Source organism: Streptomyces carminius (genome assembly GCF_002794255.1).
Lineage (GTDB): Bacteria > Actinomycetota > Actinomycetes > Streptomycetales > Streptomycetaceae > Streptomyces > Streptomyces carminius.
This window is the reverse complement of sequence record NZ_PGGW01000058.1, coordinates 223,795-241,422: the sequence shown is the minus strand read 5'-3', so window position 1 is coordinate 241,422 and position 17,628 is coordinate 223,795. Positions and strand designations below refer to the sequence as shown.

Below are 17,628 nucleotides of genomic sequence, written 5' to 3'. Positions count from 1 at the left end.
CGGACGGGGCCGCTCAGCGGAACCAGACGTCCCAGGTGTCGCCGTTCGGCCGGCAGTGGAACTGGGTGTACCCCGTCTCGTTGTACTTGAGGTAGTCCAGCGCGTCCTCGTAGCAGCTGAGGTACGTCCGGTACCCGCCGCCGACCGGGCGCCAGTCGGAGGCTGCGGCGGCGGACGCCGAGCCCACCGTCAGCGGAAGGGCGACCGCTGTGGCGCAGACGGCGAGACCGGCGGCGATACGGGAGCGCCATGACTTCATGCATCTCTCCTTCGGACGGAGCCGGGCCGGATTGGCCACCGGCTTCACGTGCCTTGCGGCGGAAGGTAGGACGGCGGCTCCACGGCGAGGGTTCACGGCGTACGGGGAGATCCGGTGAAGGCGGGGAGCGGAGGGCGGTACGCACGGAGGCCCGGGGCGTGCCCTCCCTCCGTCCGTCCGGCGTCCAGCGTCCGGCGTCCGGCGGGGACCGCGTGCGTTCCGGCGCGCGCGTCCCCTCGCTTCAGGGGCCCGGGAGGAGGGCGGCCGTATGAGGCCGTGGCGCGACGAAGGCCCCGACCGTGACCGGTAGGGGCCCCGCGTCTGCCCTGGTGGGCGACGGCGGAGGATACGAGACTCGAACCCGTGAGGGGTTGCCCCCGACACGCCTTCCAAGTCTTCGCCCGGGGGTCCGGATGTGGTCGTGGGACGGACTGAACAGCGGCGTCCGGACGCGGCTGAACGTAGGTGAACGAGACCAGAACTGAGAGCACAAGGCGACGGGCGGGCGGCTCGCGTCGTTCGGCGGATGCTGCGCCCAGGCCCAATTCCTACTTGTTTGATAATGGCGGTCCCATGAGCGAGATCCCTTACAGCGTCGGCGAAGGGCCGGCCACCAGGGTCAGCCTCTTCCTCCCCGAGGGGACGGCGGAGGCGATCCGCCGGAGGGTCGGCAAGTGTGAGTTCTCCGCATTCATCACCGAAGCGGTGGAGCGCGAGCTGCGCGGTCAGATCCTGGACGAGTACCTGGCCGACTACGAGCGCCGTCAGGGGGCGATCTCCGGGCACGAGCAGGAGCGGGCACGCCGGGTCTTCGACGAGGTGTTCGCGGAGAAGGGGCGGTGGCCCGCCGCAAGCTGAGCCACGAAGGCACCCTCGTTCTCGACTGCGAGGGCCTGTCGAGGTCGTCAGTGATCACGAGCCCGTCGTCGCCCTCGTCGCCGAAGCCCGCAAGCGGGGCATGGAGGTGGGCATCAGCGCACTCACCATCATCGAAGCGGTGCATCGCCGGACCGATAAGGCGCGGTTCGCCCGGGTCCTGTCCGGCGTGCGGATCGTGCACATCGGTGACGAGGAGACCAAGGCCGCCTCGGCCATGCTGATCAATGCCGGACTTCATGGTCACAAGTACGCCATCGACGCCGCTGTGGCCGAGATGGCGCTGCGGCAGCGCCGCCCGGTCGTCATGCTCACCTCGGACATCGACGACATGACGAAGCTCTGCGGCGACAGGGTGCGCCTCGTCGCCGTGTAGCCGATGCCCAAGACCCGAACACCGGGGACGTGAGGGGTTCGGGCGCAGCGCTGTCGGGGCCGCCGAGTACGGTGACCACCGGCTTCCGGCAACAGACGCTTCTACCCCGACAGTCACGGATGCGTGGGCGTACGTCAGGCCTGGTTGTAGAGGGTCGCCAGGTCGATCAGCCGGATGTCCGGGCCGGTTGCCGCTGCGGCATGCGCCTTGTCGTTGAATCCGGCTCCGCTGAAGCACATGAGCTGTGTGTTCGTGGTGTCGTAGCGGCCTGCCAGAGTGATGAGGTCGCGGATGTGCCGGAGACGTTCGATGTGGGCGGCGCCCATGGTGTCGTTCCACTTGGCCTCTCCGATGGCCAGGAGTGGGGGCTTGGCGCCGTCCGCGATTCCGATGACCGCCACGTCGACCTCATTGCCGGTACGGGCCCTGGGGTCGTGAACGACACCGTGTCCGACGCGGGCCGTACGCGTCCTGATCTGCGGCGAAGGGCTATGGACGGTCCAGTTCCCATGACGCCGAACGGAGACGAACGCAACCAGGACTGCCACCGCGGGCGCTACTTGCCACCCTCCGGGCCGTACCACTGGAGGGGCTGCCCGGTCACGGCGGCGATGCACTCGAAGTCGTGGTCGCGGTGCAAGAGGGTGAGGCCTTGCAGTTCCGCCGTCGCGGCCACCACGAGATCCACCGCGCCGGCACTGCGGTGCCTGCCCCGCTTGGTGAGGGCCTCCTGAACCTGCCAGGCGCGGTCGTAGGCGCGGTCATCGACAGGGGCCCAGCCGAAGATCAGCCGGATGTCCTCGATACCGCGCGCCCGGTCGGCGGTGGACCGCGCACTGTAGAAGAACTCCAGCTCCGTGATCGGGCAGGTGGCGATGAGTCCGGTGGCTGCCGCCTGATCCCAGCCGTACTGCTCCGCGTCTCCCCGCAGGAAGCGCGCCAGGGCGCTGGTGTCGATCAGAAACTGCGCCGCGTTCACCGCCGGTAATTCCTCTTGTCTTCGAACAGCTCCAGGTCGAAGGCGCCCTGATCGGCGGCGGCCCGGAGCCGGGTCAGGGCCAGCGCGCGGCGCCGGTTCTCCAGCACCTCGCGCAGCGCTGTGTTGACCGTTTCCTTCTTGGTGCTCGTCCCCAGGGCTTTCGCGACATCGGCGACCAGCTCGTCGTCCAGGTCGATGACAGTCCGACTCACGCGTACCTCCTGATATCAAATATGGGGAGAAGTATATCTCAGCTTATGCATGGGGTGAGGGGGCAGGCGGTCCCGTCTGCCTCCTGGACCACATGTCCCGAGTCACCTTGTCGCTGGGGCCGCGGGGACGCGATGCGGTGGACCTTATGCCTCGGCCTCTGCCGCCGGGGCTCGCCCGACGATGAAGGAGAGCTCACCGCGGTATGTCGCGCCCAGTGCGCTGACGACCTCCACCGTCGACCCCGGCCCGTGCTTCATGCGGCTCACCTGCCCATACTCCCAGTGACCAGACGGGTGGAAGTGAAGGCCGGCGGCGGGTCGCCGGTCTCGCTGGAGCGCCTTGTCGCTCGCCCATCCCTGCAACTCGGGGGAGTTCAGTGAAGGCATCGGCAGGCCGACGCACGTCCTGCCACTGCCTTGGTGATCTGCCGAAGGAGGCCGACTGCAACCAGAACTGCAACCACAGCACGACGAAGGTCCCGGCCGCTGGGCGGTCGGGACCTTCGTTTCGGCTGGTCAGCCGTGGCGGAGGATACGAGATTCGAACTCGTGAGGGGTTGCCCCAACACGCTTTCCAACTGTTCGCCCGGGCGTCCGGCGGCGGTCGTATGTGTCCTGACCTGCGGCGGAGCATTCGTATCGGCTCCGTCTGTACGGGGCTGGACGGAGGTGAATGGGACCATGACTGAGACCAGCCCGTCCCCGGCTGCCGGTGGTCGCTGCGAGAGGATCGGGCCGGTCAGGTGAGTGATGAATCCTGGCCTTGGAGAGCTTGCTCCGCGATGGCGGCGATGCGTCCGGCCTGCTCTCGTAGCCGGGCAAGCTCAGCAGCCTGCTGCGGTCCTGCCACGGTCTCGGACAGGGTGGCGATGACGGTTTCCTGGTGATCGCCGGTGCCCAGCACCTGGGCGGTACGCCGGGGCGGAATGGCATCCACGCTGACCAAGCGGCTCGAATCCGGCGCTGATGGAGTGGTGGGCTCGGGAGTCGGCCGGGCCCCGTGGCGGGGTGCGGACAGTGCCGGAGCAGGCGTGGGTCCGGTCGTCGGCGGGGATTCGGGCGCAGCGCTGTCGGGGCTGTCGAGTACGGTGACCACCGGCTTCCGGCAACAGACGCTTCTACCCCGACAGTCACGGATGCGTGGGCGTACGTCAGGCCTGGTTGTAGAGGGTCGCCAGGTCGATCAGCCGGATGTCCGGGCCGGTTGCCGCTGCGGCATGCGCCTTGTCGTTGAATCCGGCTCCGCTGAAGCACATGAGCTGTGTGTTCGTGGTGTCGTAGCGGCCTGCCAGAGTGATGAGGTCGCGGATGTGCCGGAGACGTTCGATGTGGGCGGCGCCCATGGTGTCGTTCCACTTGGCCTCTCCGATGGCCAGGAGTGGGGGCTTGGCGCCGTCCGCGATTCCGATGACCGCCACGTCGACCTCATTGCCGGTACGGGCCTTGGGGTCGTGAACGACACCGTGTCCGACGCGGGCGGGCAGACCGCCCAAGAACTCGGGGTCGGCGTGATGCAGCGCCCAGTCGCGGCAGACCTGTTCGAAATGGGGCCCGAGGACGTTGCTGACGAAGCGGCGACGGCTGGCCTGCCAGACCCGTCCCGCGCTGCCGGGGCGTTCGAGCTGGTCCCAGACCGGTCGCATGATCGCGTGGTAAAAGCCGATCAGCGGTTCGGCGATCCGGTAGGTGGGCCGGTTGTCGCGGAAGGCATCCGCGTCCCGGTGCAGCAGACCCGCGTCTTCGAGGACGTTGATGGGGTGGGCGATGTCGGTGGCCTTGCGTTCCAGGTAACCGGCCATGCCCCCGCGTGTGGCGTTGCCGTCGGCGACGGCGGCCAGGACGGACAGGTACAGGGCGGTGTCGCGAAGGTCGGGCTCTTCGGCCAGCAGATAGCGGGCCTCGCGGAAGAGGGGGGTTTCGGGGTTGAGGACGGTGCGGACGACCCAGTCGTCGAAGTCGTCCGGTCCGGCGGGCGTGTCGCCGCGTGCGAATTCGCGCCGATAGGCCGGGGTGCCGCCCACGATCGCGTTCACCTTCATGGCCAGGTGGAGGTCGGTGATGCCCCAGAACTCGGCGGCGAGGCGGTGGTCCAGGGGGCGGACGACCAACTCCAGCCCCGCCCGTCCGCGCAGTGGGGCATTACCTGAGAGCAGCCTGCCCATGAAGGACAGCGCCGAGCCGCACAGCAACAGCCGGGTACGGGAGCCGGTGCGCTGGTCACGCAGGGGCCGCAGCGCCTCCTGGATGATCGAGGGCAGCTCGGGGTTGGCCTTGGCGAGGTACGGAAACTCGTCGATCACCACGGGGACGGGCCGCTTGGCGCCGAGCGCGAGCAGTGCGTCGACGGCCTCTGCCCAGTCGGCGAAGTGGAACGGGCTGGCAGGACGGACGTGGGCGGTCAGCGCCGCGCTGATCCGCCGTAGCGACTCGGCATCGGCGGCCTCGGTCGCACCGAAATAGAACCCTCCGGCGGCACGGCAGGCGGCATCCAGCAGGAACGTCTTGCCCTGGCGGCGACGCCCGGAGACCACACCCAGAGTCGCGCCGGGCTGCGGGTCGGTGATGAACCGGCTCAGTGCCGACCACTCGTAGTCCCGGTCGAACATCTCGGCAGGCTTGTCCACGAGCAGCTCCAGAGAGATAGAAGTACGCTTCCATGAAAGATACTCCTACCTTCTGGCGTGCCTCGCGGCGTGCGCCCGTCGGTCCCGGCGTTTGCCGCTCCCCAAGGGAGGCATGGCGTATCACAAGAAATGTCGCAGATGCCCCAAATGAATGAAACCAGAACTGAGACCAGGGAACGACGAAGGTCCCGGCCGCTGGGCGGTCGGGACCTTCGTTTCGGCTGGTCGGCCGTGGCGGAGGATACGAGATTCGAACTCGTGAGGGGTTGCCCCCAACACGCTTTCCAAGCGTGCGCCCTAGGCCTCTAGGCGAATCCTCCGCCGCAAACAATACAAGACACGGGGGAGTGGTTGCGAACCCGCGGCTCCCGGCCACGCTCCGGCGTCCGTGACCCCACCCGTGTACGGGCCGTCCCCGGCATCCGGTAGGCTGGGCGCAGCCCCTCACGTGGCGCTATCTCGCTGAACTCCCCCAGGGCCGGAAGGCAGCAAGGGTAAGCGGGCTCTGGCGGGTGCGTGGGGGGCGCTGACGTTTCCGGCAGCGGGCGCGCGGGAGCCGGGGGCTTCGCGGCGGCACGGATGTCGGCGGGGGCCGATATCGTCGGAGACGTGTCGTCCCTCGCGCTGTACCGCCGCTACCGCCCCGAGACCTTCGCCGAGGTCATCGGGCAGGAGCATGTCACCGACCCCCTCCAGCAGGCTCTCCGCAACAACCGGGTCAACCACGCGTACCTCTTCAGCGGGCCGCGCGGCTGCGGCAAGACGACCAGCGCGCGCATCCTCGCCCGCTGCCTGAACTGCGAGAAGGGCCCGACGCCGGATCCGTGCGGCGAGTGTCGGTCGTGCCTGGACCTCGCCCGCAACGGGCCGGGCTCGATCGACGTCATCGAGATCGACGCCGCGTCGCACGGCGGTGTGGACGACGCCCGTGACCTGCGGGAGAAGGCGTTCTTCGGGCCCGCCTCCAGCCGGTACAAGATCTACATCATCGACGAGGCGCACATGGTCACCCCGCAGGGCTTCAACGCCCTGCTGAAGGTGGTCGAGGAGCCGCCGGAGCACCTGAAGTTCATCTTCGCGACCACCGAGCCGGAGAAGGTCATCGGCACGATCCGGTCGCGCACCCACCACTACCCGTTCCGGCTGGTCCCGCCGGGCACCCTGCGCGACTACCTGTCGGAGGTGTGCGGGCGCGAGGCCATCCCCGTGGCGGACGGCGTGCTGCCCCTGGTCGTACGGGCCGGGGCCGGTTCCGTGCGTGACTCGATGTCCGTGATGGACCAGCTGCTGGCGGGCGCCGGCGCGGACGGCGTGACGTACGCCATGGCCACCTCGCTGCTGGGTTACACCGACGGCGCCCTGCTCGACGACGTGGTGGACGCCTTCGCGGCGGGCGACGGGGCGGCGGCCTTCGAGGTGGTCGAGCGGGTGATCGAGGGCGGGCACGACCCGCGGCGCTTCGTCGCCGACCTGCTGGAGCGGCTGCGCGACCTGCTGATCCTGGCGGCCGTGCCGGACGCCGCGGAGAAGGGGCTGATCGACGCACCGGCCGACGTGGTGGAGCGGATGGCGGCCCAGGCGTCGGTGCTCGGGCCGGCCGAGCTGAGCCGGGCGGCGGACATCGTCAACGAGGGGCTGACGGCCATGCGCGGCGCCACCGCGCCGCGGCTGCAGCTGGAACTGATCTGCGCTCGGGTGCTGCTGCCCGCGGCGTACGGGGACGAGCGCTCGCTCCAGGCCCGGCTGGACCGGCTGGAGCGGGGTGCCGTTCTGTCGGGCGGGCTGTCGGGTGGGTCCGCCGGTCAGCCGGGCGGTCCGCCGCCGGCCCCGGTCCCCGGCCCGGTCGCCGCGCCTGCGGCTGTTCCCGGTCCGGTGGCGCCGCCGGCCGCCCCGGCGGAACAGCGGCCGCAGCAGCCCTCGCAGCAGCCTCCGCAGCAGAGCCGCCCGCCGGAGGACGGCGGACGGCGTCCCGGTGCCTGGCCGGCGGCGGCACCCGCCGGTCCGGAGGGCGGTACGGACGGCGGACGGCGTCCCGGCGCCTGGCCGGCGGCCGCGCCCGCCGGGGCCGGACGGCAGCAGACCGGCCCGGTCGCCGCGCCTGCGGCTGTTCCCGGTCCGGTGGCGCCGCCGGCCGCCCCGGCGGAACAGCGGCCGCAGCAGCCCTCCTCGGCCGCGGCGGGCGGCGCGCCCGGGCAGGGCGCCGAGCAGGTGCGGCGGATGTGGCCCGACGTGCTGGAGGCCGTCAAGAGCAGGCGCCGGTTCACCTGGATCCTGCTGAGCCAGAACGCCCAGATCGCCGGGTTCGACGGGACGACGCTCCAGCTCGGTTTCTCCAGCCCGGGTGCCCGCGACAGCTTCGTCAACAGCGGCAGTGAGGAGGTGCTGCGCGGCGCGCTGGCCGACGCGTTCGGCGTCCAGTGGAAGGTCGAGGCCGTCGTCGACCCCTCCGGCGGTACGGCCGCCCCGGCGTCGCCGTCGTCCTCGGCGTTCTCCTCGGCGTCGTCCTCGGCGTTCTCGGCGTCGTCCTCGGCGTCGTCCTCGGCCGGGGGCCGGCCCGCCGCCCCGCAGTCCGGTGCCTCCTTCCGGTCGCCGGGGGCGGCGCCCACGGCGCAGGCTCCGGCGGCCCGGCCCCCGGCCCCCGCCCCGGCCGCGTCGCACGACCGTCCGGACCGGCCGCCGCGGGCGCCGTCCCCGGCGGCCCCCGCCGACGCGCGTTCCGACACCGGGCCGCCGCCCCCCGTTCCCGTGGCGCCGGAGGACGACACGCCCGCCGACGACGACCCGGATCTGGACGATTCGGCCCTGTCCGGCCACGAGCTGATCGTGCGGGAGCTGGGGGCGACGGTCCTGGAGGAGCTCCACCACGAGTGATCCGCGGGCGGTTCCCGGAGGGATCGGGGCCGTCCGTGGCTGTCTGTGGCCGTGCAGGGCCGGACGGGTGACCGTCACCCGTCCGGCCGGAGGGAAAAGGACGGCAACGACCACCGCCGTGGCGAGGCCAAGACCGGTGGTGAACGCGTACGCTCAGGGAATACGGAGTGCGCCGCCGTACACCGGCCGGCGTACCCGTGCGCATCCCGTCGTCGACGAGCCAGGAGCTGATCCGTGATCCCCGGTGGTGGCCAGCCCGATATGCAGCAGCTGCTCCAGCAGGCCCAGAAGATGCAGCAGGACCTCGCGGCGGCCCAGCAGGAGCTCGCCGAGACGACCGTCGAGGGCTCGGCGGGCGGCGGCCTGGTGAAGGCGACGGTCACCGGGGCCGGTGAGCTCCAGGGACTCGTCATCGACCCCGGGGCGGTGGACCCGGAGGACACCGAGACCCTCGCCGACCTGGTCCTGGCCGCCGTGCGCGACGGCAACGCCGCCGCGCAGGAACTCCAGCAGCAGAAACTCGGTCCCCTCGCCCAGGGACTGGGCGGCATGCCGGGCATGCCGTTCTGAAAAGCGGTAAGGAGCGTACGGTCAGGGCGGGGACCGCGCGGAGGAGAACGAGGTCCCGGTGACGGGCCGGGAGCGGAAAGAGTGGAGTAGGCGGCCGTGTACGAAGGCGTGGTTCAGGACCTCATCGACGAGTTGGGCAGGCTGCCCGGCGTCGGTCCCAAGAGCGCGCAGCGGATCGCCTTCCACATCCTGCAGGCCGAGCCGGCGGACGTCCGCCGGCTCGCCCACGCGCTGACCGAGGTGAAGGAGAAAGTCCGGTTCTGCGAGGTCTGCGGGAACGTCGCGGAGGCCGAGCGGTGCAGGGTTTGTCAGGACCCGCGCCGCGACGCCTCGGTCATCTGCGTCGTGGAGGAGCCCAAGGACGTCGTCGCGATCGAGCGGACGCGCGAGTTCCGTGGGCTCTACCACGTGCTCGGCGGCGCGATCAGCCCGATCGAGGGTGTGGGACCGGACGATCTGCGGATACGGGAACTGCTGGCCAGGCTCGCCGACGGCGCCGTCACCGAGCTGATCCTGGCCACGGACCCCAACCTCGAAGGGGAGGCGACGGCCACCTACCTGGCGCGCATGGTGTCCCCCATGGGACTGCGTGTGACCAGGCTGGCCAGCGGCCTTCCCGTCGGAGGAGATCTGGAGTACGCCGACGAGGTCACGCTGGGACGTGCCTTCGAGGGGAGAAGACTGCTCGATGTCTGAAACCATGCGGGAAACCCCGGCAACGCCACAGACGCGGAGCCCCGACCGGAGCCCGGACGACTTCGCGGTGCAGATCGCGGACCAGATCGAGAGCTTCATCGTCGCCGTCACCGAGGTGGCCAAGGGCGACGAGCCGGACAGCGCCGTCCCCTTCCTGCTGCTGGAGGTCTCCCAGCTGATGCTGGCGGGCGGGCGGCTCGGCGCGCACGAGGACATCGTCCCGGACGAGCGGTACGAGCCGGACACCGGTCCCGAGCCGGACGTCGACGAGCTGCGCATGCGGCTCGCCCGGCTGCTGGACCCGGTGGACGTCTACTCGGAGGTCTTCGACCCGTACGCGCGCAGCGCCCCCGTCCCCTGCCGTATCTCCGACGACATCGCCGACGTCCTCACGGACCTGCGGCACGGCATGGCCCACTACCGCGCGGGGCGGGTCAGCGAGGCGCTGTGGTGGTGGCAGTTCTCGTACCTGTCCAACTGGGGGCCCACCGCCTCGGCGTCCCTGCGCGCCCTCCAGTCGCTGGTCGCCCATGTCCGGCTGGACACCCCGATGGACGAGCTGGACGGCCTGGACACCGACAGCGACGCCGAGGACCTCCGGCTGGAGGAGGAGGCGGGCGCGGTGATGGCCGCGGAGATCGCCGCCCCGCTGGGGATCAAGCCGAACGGCGACTGAGCACGTCCGGTGGCGGGCGTGGCGGGTTTCGCCGTGAGGGGCCCCGCGCCGTGGCCCGTCGCGGCCCGTCGTGACCGGGTTTCCGGGTTTCCGCCGGGCCCGGGCGGCGCGCCCCGGAGGGCGTACGGTGCCCGCCGCCCGGGTGCCGGGTGCCTCGTCCGCCGGGGCGGCTCCACCGGACTGGTCCGGGCCAGGCTGTTCCGGTTCGCCGTGACGCCGGGGTTCCGGGCACGGGGCGGGCGGGTGGGGCCCACCGGCTCGCTCCCCGCCTCCGCCCGGTACGCGCTTTCGGCATGGGTGGGGACCGCGTCGGCACCCATGGCGCCGCGGGGTTCTCCGGTGGAATCCGGGTCAGGAAACCGCGGGGGGAGAGGAAAGGATCGAGTCCACTTCCTGCTGGTGAATGACCGGCCCCTGCTTGATCGGCACCGCGACCGCCCAGGCGGCGTCGAAGTAGGAGCGGAACACCTTGGCCACTTCCGTGTTCCTGACCGAGCAGAGGGGTGAGTCATTGGCGGAGGCGAAGAAGATGACCTCGGTGTCGTCGATGATGACGAACTGCAGGCGGGGAATCTCGGAGTCGTTCCGGTAGTAACGACACGAGTATCCCTTCTTCTTCTCCCGCAGTCGGCGGCGGAGTTTCTCGACTCGCCGCGGATCGCTGAACACGAAGATCTCCCGGTAGGGGATGCGGTCCGAGGTGGAGGCGATGCACTTGTCCATGTAGGTGTGCGACAACTGTCTCCCGCTGGCGGAGAATCCGGCACTGATGTTCTTCTTCCAGGAGAGGTCGCACACGCTTTTCTGCGCCTCCAGGAGTCTCTTCCCCAGGTAGTTCTCGATCTCGACGGAGTCCTCGAACACCCGGATCTCGGGTACGCGTGCCTCCCGCTCGATCTTCCTGAGCAGGCCGAGGGCCGTCGTCTGGAAGTCCTCGGACGACATGTGGGATATGCCGATGTGCAGGCCGATGCCGGCTATCAGCACGAGAGTGACTGCCGGTACTCCTCGCCAGTTGTCGGGCAGCAGGCCGAAGAGGTCCCCCACGCTGACGGCGGCCGCCGTCAGCGTGACAACGAACAGGACCACTATGTTGATCTGCTTTACGATCGTGCGCATACGGACTCCTCCACGTTCCTGGCGCCCTACAGATTCTGTGCGAACCAGGACACGAACGACTCGGCCATGCGGTCCCAGGCTCCTTCCTCCGCGTAGGAGTGACCGACGCCGTCCAGCACTCTCAGCTGAGCGACTTCCCTCCTCATCACCGTCTGCAGGAGCCGGCTCTGCCGGACCGGGACTGTGGAATCGGCCGAGCCATGAGTGATCAGGGTGGGGACGCTGATTTCCGCGGCGCCGGCGTAGGCGTTGTTGAGCAGAGCGCTCCTGAGCACTGAGAGATCGTAGTCGAGGCTGGCCGAGTAACCCTCTTCGATCCAGGTGCCGAGGTCCTCGTCACCGCATTCGTTGACATACGCGTCGGCCAGGTGCAGCGCCGGTGACTTGAGTCCGAGGGCGCGTGCCCGGTTGACGATGTCCGGGCAGAGGAGAGCCACCGTGCCGCCGAAACTCGAACCGAAGACACCGATACGGCCACTGTCGACACCGTCCTGCCGCGCGAAGACGGAGAAGGCCGCACGGAAGTTCACGACCGCCTTGTCGACGGTCAGGTTCCGTCTTTCCCCCTCGCTGCGTCCGAGTCCCTCGAAGTCGAACACGAACGAGGCGATGCCGCGCTCGGCGAGTAGCGGGGGAAGGTTGACCCAACTGAGGCTCCTGGTGCCTTTGGGGCCGTCACCGGAGAGCATGATGACGGCGGGGTGGCGACGGGCCGACCGCTCGGCGGGGAGCATGATCCGGCCGAACAGACTGGTTTTCCCTCCTGCTCCCGTGAAGTGGAGGTCGCGCACGGAAAAACTCATGTCAAGCCTTCCTCTCGTCGAGGCCGAAGGGTTCGACGGGAACACTGTTCACCATTTCCCTCGTCGCCGGTCTTCCGGTGTTCAGGATTGCGTCCACGCAGGACAGGCCTCTCTGGAATCCGGCGCGGCGCCGACGAGTCTGGTAGTAGACCGGATGGTGTTCCAGGAAGTTCTGCCTGACAACCGATATCCCTGCCGAGTGAATGAGGCCCATGTCGTGCACCTCCTCGCTCTTTCCGCTGCCCAGCAGCAACTGGTCCGCGCCGAGCTCCCGGCATATGTGAATCAACCGTCCGGTCGCGTCGGCGGGAGCGGACAGCTCACTCGACCGGACGATCTCCGGAACCCGGATGTCGAGGAGTTCCAGGATCCGGACAACCAGGTCGATGTTGATGTCGGACACTCTTCGCTGCGGCCGTACGATGTCGCGGAGAATTTCGGAGAGCGCACCGAAGCTCTCCTCGAAGTGGCGCGCGCGTGCATAGGAGTGCATGAGAGTGCGTATGATCCGCTCGGCGCAGTCGATCTTCAGTACCACTTCGTTGCACGGCCTCGCGAAGTTCTCTCCGACCGGCAGGCCGAGCCACCGAATGTTCCCCTGCATGTCCGTGATGCGAGTTCGTTCGTAGTAGTGGCGCTTGCGGAACTGGACATCGTCCAGCAGGACGAATATCTGCACGTGGACCAGTTTGTTCAAGTAACCCAGCCATGGCAGAAAGTACGGTTGATGGGCTGCGACGCGAACGAGCGGGGACTTACCGGAATTCTGATTCCTGGGCAAGATCCCTCCAGGGCGTGAAGCACGCTCCTGGCGGCGCACGCACCCCGGGAGCGTGATGGGGCGTCATGTTATCGCTGTGTGAACCGGTGCGCTAGCTCACCCAAGAGCCCTGAGGGGGAAGTTCCTCCGGTTTGTCGAGAGGCGCAGGTCTACCTGTGGTGCCAAGAGGAAGTGATCAGTAGAAAACACCGAAGCGGATGCTTTTCGGCCGGTTATTCATACCGCCTGAACGGAAAGTTCCGTTCAGCTCCGGAGGCGTGGCTCATATGAGTAACGGCTCGAACATCTGTCGCGCTCATCGGTGAACAGGGGAATGTGGGGACGAGTCGGGAGGATTTCCGGCCGGGACCGGCTCCGGTGGCCCTGGACCCCAGGGCCGTGCACACCTTGGCCGAGTTGCCGCTCGTGTCCGCGGCCGAGGTCGTTCGATGATTGCACCGTGGCGGGGTCCGGCCGTCACCGCTGCCGTCTGCCCGGGCCGCCCGCCCGGACGCGCCGGTCCGGCGGGAGACGAGGCTTCCGCGGCGGGTGGGCGGGGCGGCCGTCACGAGAACGAGCAGTGAGCGGAAGCTCTTCTTCCCGCGCTGGGAACAGGGAGGCATCTTGTCTCTGGACGCTCTCGGCCCGCTGGACCCCGGTTCACCGCGTCGTCTGGAACGGGCCGTGGTGACCGGAGCGTCGGGCTTCATAGGCGGACATGTCGTGGCGGCGCTGCTGGCCCGGGGAACACGTGTCACGGGGATCGATCTCCGGCCTCCCGGCGGAGTTCCGGGAAGTCCGGACACTCCCGGGCGAACAGGCGGAGGTGGTTACTCGTTCGTCAGCGGGGACATCGCGTCAGACGACGTCCTGGAGCACGTCCGGCACGCGGACGCCGTGATCCACCTGGCCGGCAGGGCCGGTGTCCGCCCGTCCTGGGGCGGCGGGTTCGGTGTCTACCTGAGGGACAACGTCCTGGCCACCCAGCGTCTGCTCGAAGCATGCGTGCTCGGCCGGGTGTGCCGCTTCGTGTACGCCTCGTCGTCCTCCGTCTACGGCACGGCGGGGACTCCCGTCCCGGAGTCGGCGGTTCCGAACCCGGTATCTCCCTACGGCGCCTCCAAACTGGCCGGGGAAGGACTGTGCTCCGCGTACGGCTGTCTCCCCGGGAGCGGGACAGGCGTCGTCGTGCTTCGCTACTTCACGGTCTACGGGCCCGGGCAGCGGCCTGACATGGCGATCTCCCGGCTGATCGGCTCCGCCCTCACCGGCCGGGAGTTCAACCTGCTGGGAGACGGGAAGCAAGAACGCGACTTCACCTATGTGAGTGACATCGTGGACGCGACTCTCCGGGCGGCGGCCCTCGACCTCCGGGACGGCTCCTGCCTGCCGGAGGTCTTCAACGTGGGGACCGGAGTGCGTACGCGGATGCGTGACCTGATCGGGTTGGTCGAGGAGAGCACCGGTCGCCGTATCCGTCTGCGGTCGTCCCCGCCCGCCGCCGGGGACATGGGTTCCACCTGTGCCGACACCCGGCGCGCCGCGGCGGTGCTCGGCCACCGTTCCGCCGTCCCCCTGCGTCTGGGCATCACCCGTCAGCTCTCCGCGATGCGGGGGAGCCGCTGACTCCTTCCCCCGGAGGGGAGCAGGGGCCGGGGCGGCCGGGCGGAAAAATCTCCGGGAAATTTCCGGCGGGGCTGTCGATCCGGCCGTCTCCCGTTCGACGCACGGGTGAGAGGCGGGGAACGGCCCCGCCCGCCGGCCAGCAGAGGAGTCACCGTGCCGCGCTTCATGACCCTGATCCGTGTCGACGAGAACAACATCCCCGAGGAAGCCTTCGGCCCCGAGTTCGAGCAGCGCATGAACGCCCTGTTCGAGGAGATCACCAAGGCCGGGGTCATGCTGGACACCGCCGGTCTCACCCCGACCTCCCAGGGCACCCGGATGACCTGGTCCGGTGGGAAGGTCGGCTGCACCGACGGGCCCTTCACCGAGACCAAGGAGGTCGTCGGCGGCTACTCCATCATCCAGGCGAAGGACAAGGCCGAGGCGATGGAGTGGACCAGGCGCTTCCTGGAGATCCACCCGGTGGGCGTGACCCTCACCGCCGAGGTCCGCGAGATCGACGCGGACGGCCCGGAAGGGCCGGGCGGCGAGGGCGGTCAGGGCGGCCGGGACGCCGCCAAGGCGCCCTGCTCCTGACGCGCCCGCCCCGGCGCCGTTTGCCCCGCCGTCGCACGGCTGCTCTGATGGGTGGCCGTGACGGCAGGCAACACGGCCGGGACGGCCGCAGCAGTCGAGACGGTCGAGACGGTCTTCAGGATCGAGTCCGCGCGGATCATCGCCGGTGTCGCCCGTGTCGTGCGGGACGTCGGCATCGCCGAGGAACTCGCGCAGGACGCTCTGGTCGCCGCGCTGGAGCAGTGGCCGGAGTCGGGCGTCCCGGGGAACCCGGGCGCCTGGCTCATGGCCACCGCCCGGCGCCGCGCGATCGACCTGGTGCGCCGCCGGGAGACGTACGCGCGCAAGCTGGCGGAGGTCGGGCGGACGCTGGAGGACGCGGCCCCGCCCCCGCCCGAGCCCGCCGGGCCCGGCGACATCGACGACGACCTGCTGCGGCTGATCTTCACCGCCTGCCACCCCGTGCTGTCCGCCGAGGCCCGGGCCGCGCTGACCCTGCGGCTGCTGGGCGGGCTGACCACCCAGGAGATCGCCCGCGCCTTCCTGGCCCCGGAGCCCACCGTCGCCCAGCGGATCGTGCGCGCCAAGCGGAAACTCGCCGAGGCCCGGGTCTCCTTCGAGGTGCCGTACGGCGCCGAGCGGGACGGGCGGCTGTCGTCGGTCCTGGAGGTCATCTACCTGATCTTCAACGAGGGCTACTCCGCGACCGCCGGAGAAGACCTGTGCCGCCCGGGGCTGTGCGAGGACGCGCTGCGCCTGGCCCGCGTCCTGGCGGGCCTGATGCCCGGCGAGCCGGAGGTCCACGGCCTCGCCGCGCTGCTCGAGCTCCAGGCGTCCCGGATCCCGGCCCGTACCGGCCCCGGCGGTGAGCCGGTGCTGCTGGCCGACCAGGACCGCACCAGGTGGAACCGCATGCTGATCCTGCGCGGTCTGGAGGCGCTGCGGCGCTCGGGTCCCGGGCCGCACGGCCCGTACGCCCTCCAGGCCGCGATCGCCGCCTGCCACGCGCGGGCGGTGCGGTACGAGGAGACGGACTGGGCGATGATCGCGGCGCTCTACGGCCGGCTGGCGGCCCTGATCCCCTCCCCGGTGGTGGAGCTGAACCGGGCGGTCGCCGTCTCGATGGCCGAGGGCCCGGCGGCCGGACTGGAACTGGTGGACACGCTGGCCGGTGAGCCCGCCCTGACCGGCTACCACCTGCTGCCGAGCGTGCGCGGCGACCTGCTGACGCGGCTGGGGCGGGGCGCGGAGGCGCGGGCCGAGTTCGAACGGGCGGCGTCCCTGACGCGCAACGCGCGGGAGCGGGAGCTGCTGCTGGCGAAGGCCCGACGCGCGTTCACCTGATCGGGTGAACCCTAGGGAGCCCGGGCGACCCCGGGCGGGTCCGCGCGAACCCGGTTCCCCCCGGAGCTCAAGGGCCGGGATCCGGGCCCCGGGATTCGAGCGCTGCTCTGAAGGAATGGGTGGGTCGGTAGAACCCACCCACCCTCCCCGCACGGTGCTCACCTGTACGTATGACTTTCGGTCCGCGGGAGGAAACGGAGCGTCGCGGCGCGGTGGCGTGCCGCCATACGCAAACGGCCCCCGGCGGTGCTAGCAACACCGGCCGGGGGCCTGACCAACACGATCGAACAGGACTCGATCCATGGCTTCCCCCGACTGTAGCGTCACTTCGCCCGCAGACAAGCACCCCATGGCGTCACCCGGTTACGGAAAGCGCTCGGTGCCCGGCCAACTGCCGCGCGGCGCACACGACTTCGATCACCTGCCGCGGCGCGAGGCGTCCATCGCCGGCTATCTCGACCGGCTGCCCGAGGGAGCCGACATCTCGGTGAAGACGCTGGCCAGGGTCCTGCCGGACTACGGCCAGTACGCCCTGTCCACGGCGCTGCGGCGGCTGTCGGAGGCCGGGCACCTGCGGCGCGGCCGGGAGCACGTCCGCGGCACCGGCAGCCCCCGCTGGGTCACCCGGACGTACTTCTCCCGGACGGCGCGCGACGACACCTGGTGGGTGGCGTATCTGACGGGGGAGCGCCCGGAGTGCGGCCCCGCGCCTGCGGCGTCGGCGGACGGCGGCTCCGCGCCGGAGCCCGAAGGCGGCCCCGGGCCCGTACGGCCGCCGCTCTCCCGGGCGTACGGGGTGCTGGCCGGGCTGGGGCGCGCCGAGCCGCGGCTGGCGCTGTCGGCCGCCGAGTGCGGGGCGCTGGCGCCGCTGGCCGGGCACTGGCTGGCGCGCGACGCCGACGAGCGGCGGCTCGTCCACGCCCTGACGGCCGGGCTGCCGCCCGAGGTGCACCACCCGGCCGCCCTCGTCCGCCGCCGCCTGACGGACAAGCTCCCGCCCGAGCCTTCGCCCGTACCCGGGCAGGGGCCCGGGTCCGCCGCCGTCCCGGCCGGGCTGCGGCTGGCGGAGTGCACGACGTGCGGTGTCCCGGGCCGCCCCGATGCGCTGCCCGGCGGTCTGTGCCGGGGCTGCCGCGGTGTGCCCCCGCCCCGCGCGGCGGGCCCGGCACCCGCCGAGACCCGGGAGCGCGTCGACCGCCTGCGCGCCGCCGCGCGCGGAAGTGATCGGAGCTTTGTATGACCGTGCAGATCGAGAGGGCCGGGACCGGGGCACCATGGAGTC

Annotated in this window: 18 protein-coding genes, 1 tRNA gene, 1 other RNA gene and 2 pseudogenes; 11 read left to right on the top strand and 11 right to left on the bottom strand. The window is 70.4% G+C overall.

Going from position 1 to position 17,628, the window contains the following annotated elements:
• Positions 1 to 13 precede the first annotated feature (13 nt).
• Positions 14 to 259, bottom strand: coding sequence for a hypothetical protein (locus CUT44_RS18300; RefSeq protein ID WP_100202947.1), 246 nt, complete (start codon positions 257 to 259; stop codon positions 14 to 16).
• A gap of 573 nt (positions 260 to 832) precedes the next feature.
• Here CUT44_RS18300 and CUT44_RS18295 point away from each other — a divergent pair.
• Together CUT44_RS18295 and CUT44_RS18290 are read left to right on the top strand one after the other, a co-directional pair.
• A complete protein-coding gene (locus CUT44_RS18295; RefSeq protein ID WP_100202946.1) occupies positions 833 to 1,117 on the top strand; it encodes a hypothetical protein in 285 nt (94 codons plus the stop codon).
• A pseudogene (locus CUT44_RS18290) lies at positions 1,099 to 1,511 on the top strand (DNA-binding protein). Before CUT44_RS18295 ends, CUT44_RS18290 begins: the two are co-directional and overlap by 19 nt.
• A 134-nt stretch (positions 1,512 to 1,645) precedes the next feature.
• On the opposite strand, the gene CUT44_RS18285 reads toward CUT44_RS18290, so the two are convergent.
• The 7 genes from CUT44_RS18285 to CUT44_RS18255 all read right to left on the bottom strand — a co-directional run bounded on the left by CUT44_RS18285 (position 1,646) and on the right by CUT44_RS18255 (position 5,646).
• A complete protein-coding gene (locus tag CUT44_RS18285) occupies positions 1,646 to 1,912 on the bottom strand; it encodes a hypothetical protein (RefSeq protein WP_233221481.1) in 267 nt (88 codons plus the stop codon).
• A 155-nt stretch (positions 1,913 to 2,067) separates the two neighbouring features.
• Entirely contained in the window at positions 2,068 to 2,490 is a 423-nt protein-coding gene (locus CUT44_RS18280; RefSeq protein ID WP_100202945.1) for a PIN domain nuclease, read from the bottom strand.
• Entirely contained in the window at positions 2,487 to 2,702 is a 216-nt protein-coding gene (locus tag CUT44_RS18275; RefSeq protein WP_100202944.1) for a type II toxin-antitoxin system VapB family antitoxin, read from the bottom strand. The genes CUT44_RS18280 and CUT44_RS18275 overlap by 4 nt, the downstream gene beginning before the upstream one ends.
• Before the next feature lie 144 nt (positions 2,703 to 2,846).
• Entirely contained in the window at positions 2,847 to 2,969 is a 123-nt protein-coding gene (locus CUT44_RS34555) for a hypothetical protein (RefSeq protein ID WP_269846190.1), read from the bottom strand.
• A 472-nt stretch (positions 2,970 to 3,441) separates the two neighbouring features.
• Entirely contained in the window at positions 3,442 to 3,648 is a 207-nt protein-coding gene (locus tag CUT44_RS18265; RefSeq protein ID WP_100202942.1) for a hypothetical protein, read from the bottom strand.
• 205 nt (positions 3,649 to 3,853) lie between these two features.
• A complete protein-coding gene (locus CUT44_RS18260; protein WP_100202941.1) occupies positions 3,854 to 5,326 on the bottom strand; it encodes an AAA family ATPase in 1,473 nt (490 codons plus the stop codon).
• A 232-nt stretch (positions 5,327 to 5,558) separates the two neighbouring features.
• A tRNA-Ser gene (locus CUT44_RS18255) sits at positions 5,559 to 5,646 on the bottom strand.
• Positions 5,647 to 5,761: 115 nt separating this feature from the next.
• On the opposite strand from CUT44_RS18255, the gene ffs reads away from it, so the two are divergent.
• From ffs to CUT44_RS18230, 5 genes are all read left to right on the top strand, one after another.
• An RNA gene (ffs, locus tag CUT44_RS18250) (signal recognition particle sRNA small type) lies at positions 5,762 to 5,860 on the top strand.
• 75 nt (positions 5,861 to 5,935) lie between these two features.
• Complete coding sequence (locus CUT44_RS18245; RefSeq protein WP_199185745.1) at positions 5,936 to 8,197, top strand: DNA polymerase III subunit gamma and tau; 2,262 nt, start codon at positions 5,936 to 5,938, stop codon at positions 8,195 to 8,197.
• A gap of 234 nt (positions 8,198 to 8,431) precedes the next feature.
• Positions 8,432 to 8,767, top strand: coding sequence for a YbaB/EbfC family nucleoid-associated protein (locus tag CUT44_RS18240; RefSeq protein ID WP_100202939.1), 336 nt, complete (start codon positions 8,432 to 8,434; stop codon positions 8,765 to 8,767).
• A 96-nt stretch (positions 8,768 to 8,863) separates the two neighbouring features.
• Positions 8,864 to 9,463, top strand: coding sequence for a recombination mediator RecR (gene recR, locus CUT44_RS18235; RefSeq protein ID WP_100202938.1), 600 nt, complete (start codon positions 8,864 to 8,866; stop codon positions 9,461 to 9,463).
• Positions 9,456 to 10,139, top strand: coding sequence for a DUF5063 domain-containing protein (locus CUT44_RS18230; protein WP_233221480.1), 684 nt, complete (start codon positions 9,456 to 9,458; stop codon positions 10,137 to 10,139). Before recR ends, CUT44_RS18230 begins: the two co-directional genes overlap by 8 nt.
• Positions 10,140 to 10,490: 351 nt before the next feature.
• Here CUT44_RS18230 and CUT44_RS18225 read toward each other — a convergent pair whose 3' ends face one another.
• Genes CUT44_RS18225 through CUT44_RS18215 form a run of 3 tightly spaced genes read right to left on the bottom strand, consistent with a single transcriptional unit; the run spans position 10,491 to position 12,881 of the window.
• Positions 10,491 to 11,258: a hypothetical protein gene (locus CUT44_RS18225; RefSeq protein WP_100202936.1), complete on the bottom strand. Its 768-nt coding sequence runs from the start codon at positions 11,256 to 11,258 to the stop codon at positions 10,491 to 10,493.
• Positions 11,259 to 11,284: 26 nt separating this feature from the next.
• The gene (locus CUT44_RS18220; RefSeq protein ID WP_100202935.1) at positions 11,285 to 12,061 is read right to left on the bottom strand and encodes an alpha/beta hydrolase family protein; all 777 of its coding nucleotides are present in this window, start codon (positions 12,059 to 12,061) and stop codon (positions 11,285 to 11,287) included.
• A 1-nt stretch (position 12,062) separates the two neighbouring features.
• Complete coding sequence (locus tag CUT44_RS18215) at positions 12,063 to 12,881, bottom strand: WbqC family protein (RefSeq protein WP_269846189.1); 819 nt, start codon at positions 12,879 to 12,881, stop codon at positions 12,063 to 12,065.
• A 564-nt stretch (positions 12,882 to 13,445) separates the two neighbouring features.
• Between CUT44_RS18215 and CUT44_RS18210 the strand changes: the two genes are divergently transcribed.
• The 4 genes and pseudogenes from CUT44_RS18210 (at position 13,446) to CUT44_RS18195 (ending at position 17,586) form a co-directional block, all read left to right on the top strand.
• Positions 13,446 to 14,447 carry an NAD-dependent epimerase/dehydratase family protein gene (locus tag CUT44_RS18210; RefSeq protein WP_199185744.1) on the top strand — a complete coding sequence of 334 codons (1,002 nt, stop codon included), beginning with the start codon at positions 13,446 to 13,448 and terminating at the stop codon, positions 14,445 to 14,447.
• A 153-nt stretch (positions 14,448 to 14,600) separates the two neighbouring features.
• Positions 14,601 to 14,945, top strand: a pseudogene (locus CUT44_RS18205) (YciI family protein); the annotation flags it as partial.
• 135 nt (positions 14,946 to 15,080) lie between these two features.
• Positions 15,081 to 16,346, top strand: coding sequence for an RNA polymerase sigma factor (locus CUT44_RS18200; RefSeq protein WP_100203057.1), 1,266 nt, complete (start codon positions 15,081 to 15,083; stop codon positions 16,344 to 16,346).
• 349 nt (positions 16,347 to 16,695) lie between these two features.
• Complete coding sequence (locus CUT44_RS18195; RefSeq protein ID WP_233221478.1) at positions 16,696 to 17,586, top strand: hypothetical protein; 891 nt, start codon at positions 16,696 to 16,698, stop codon at positions 17,584 to 17,586.
• Positions 17,587 to 17,628 lie beyond the last annotated feature (42 nt).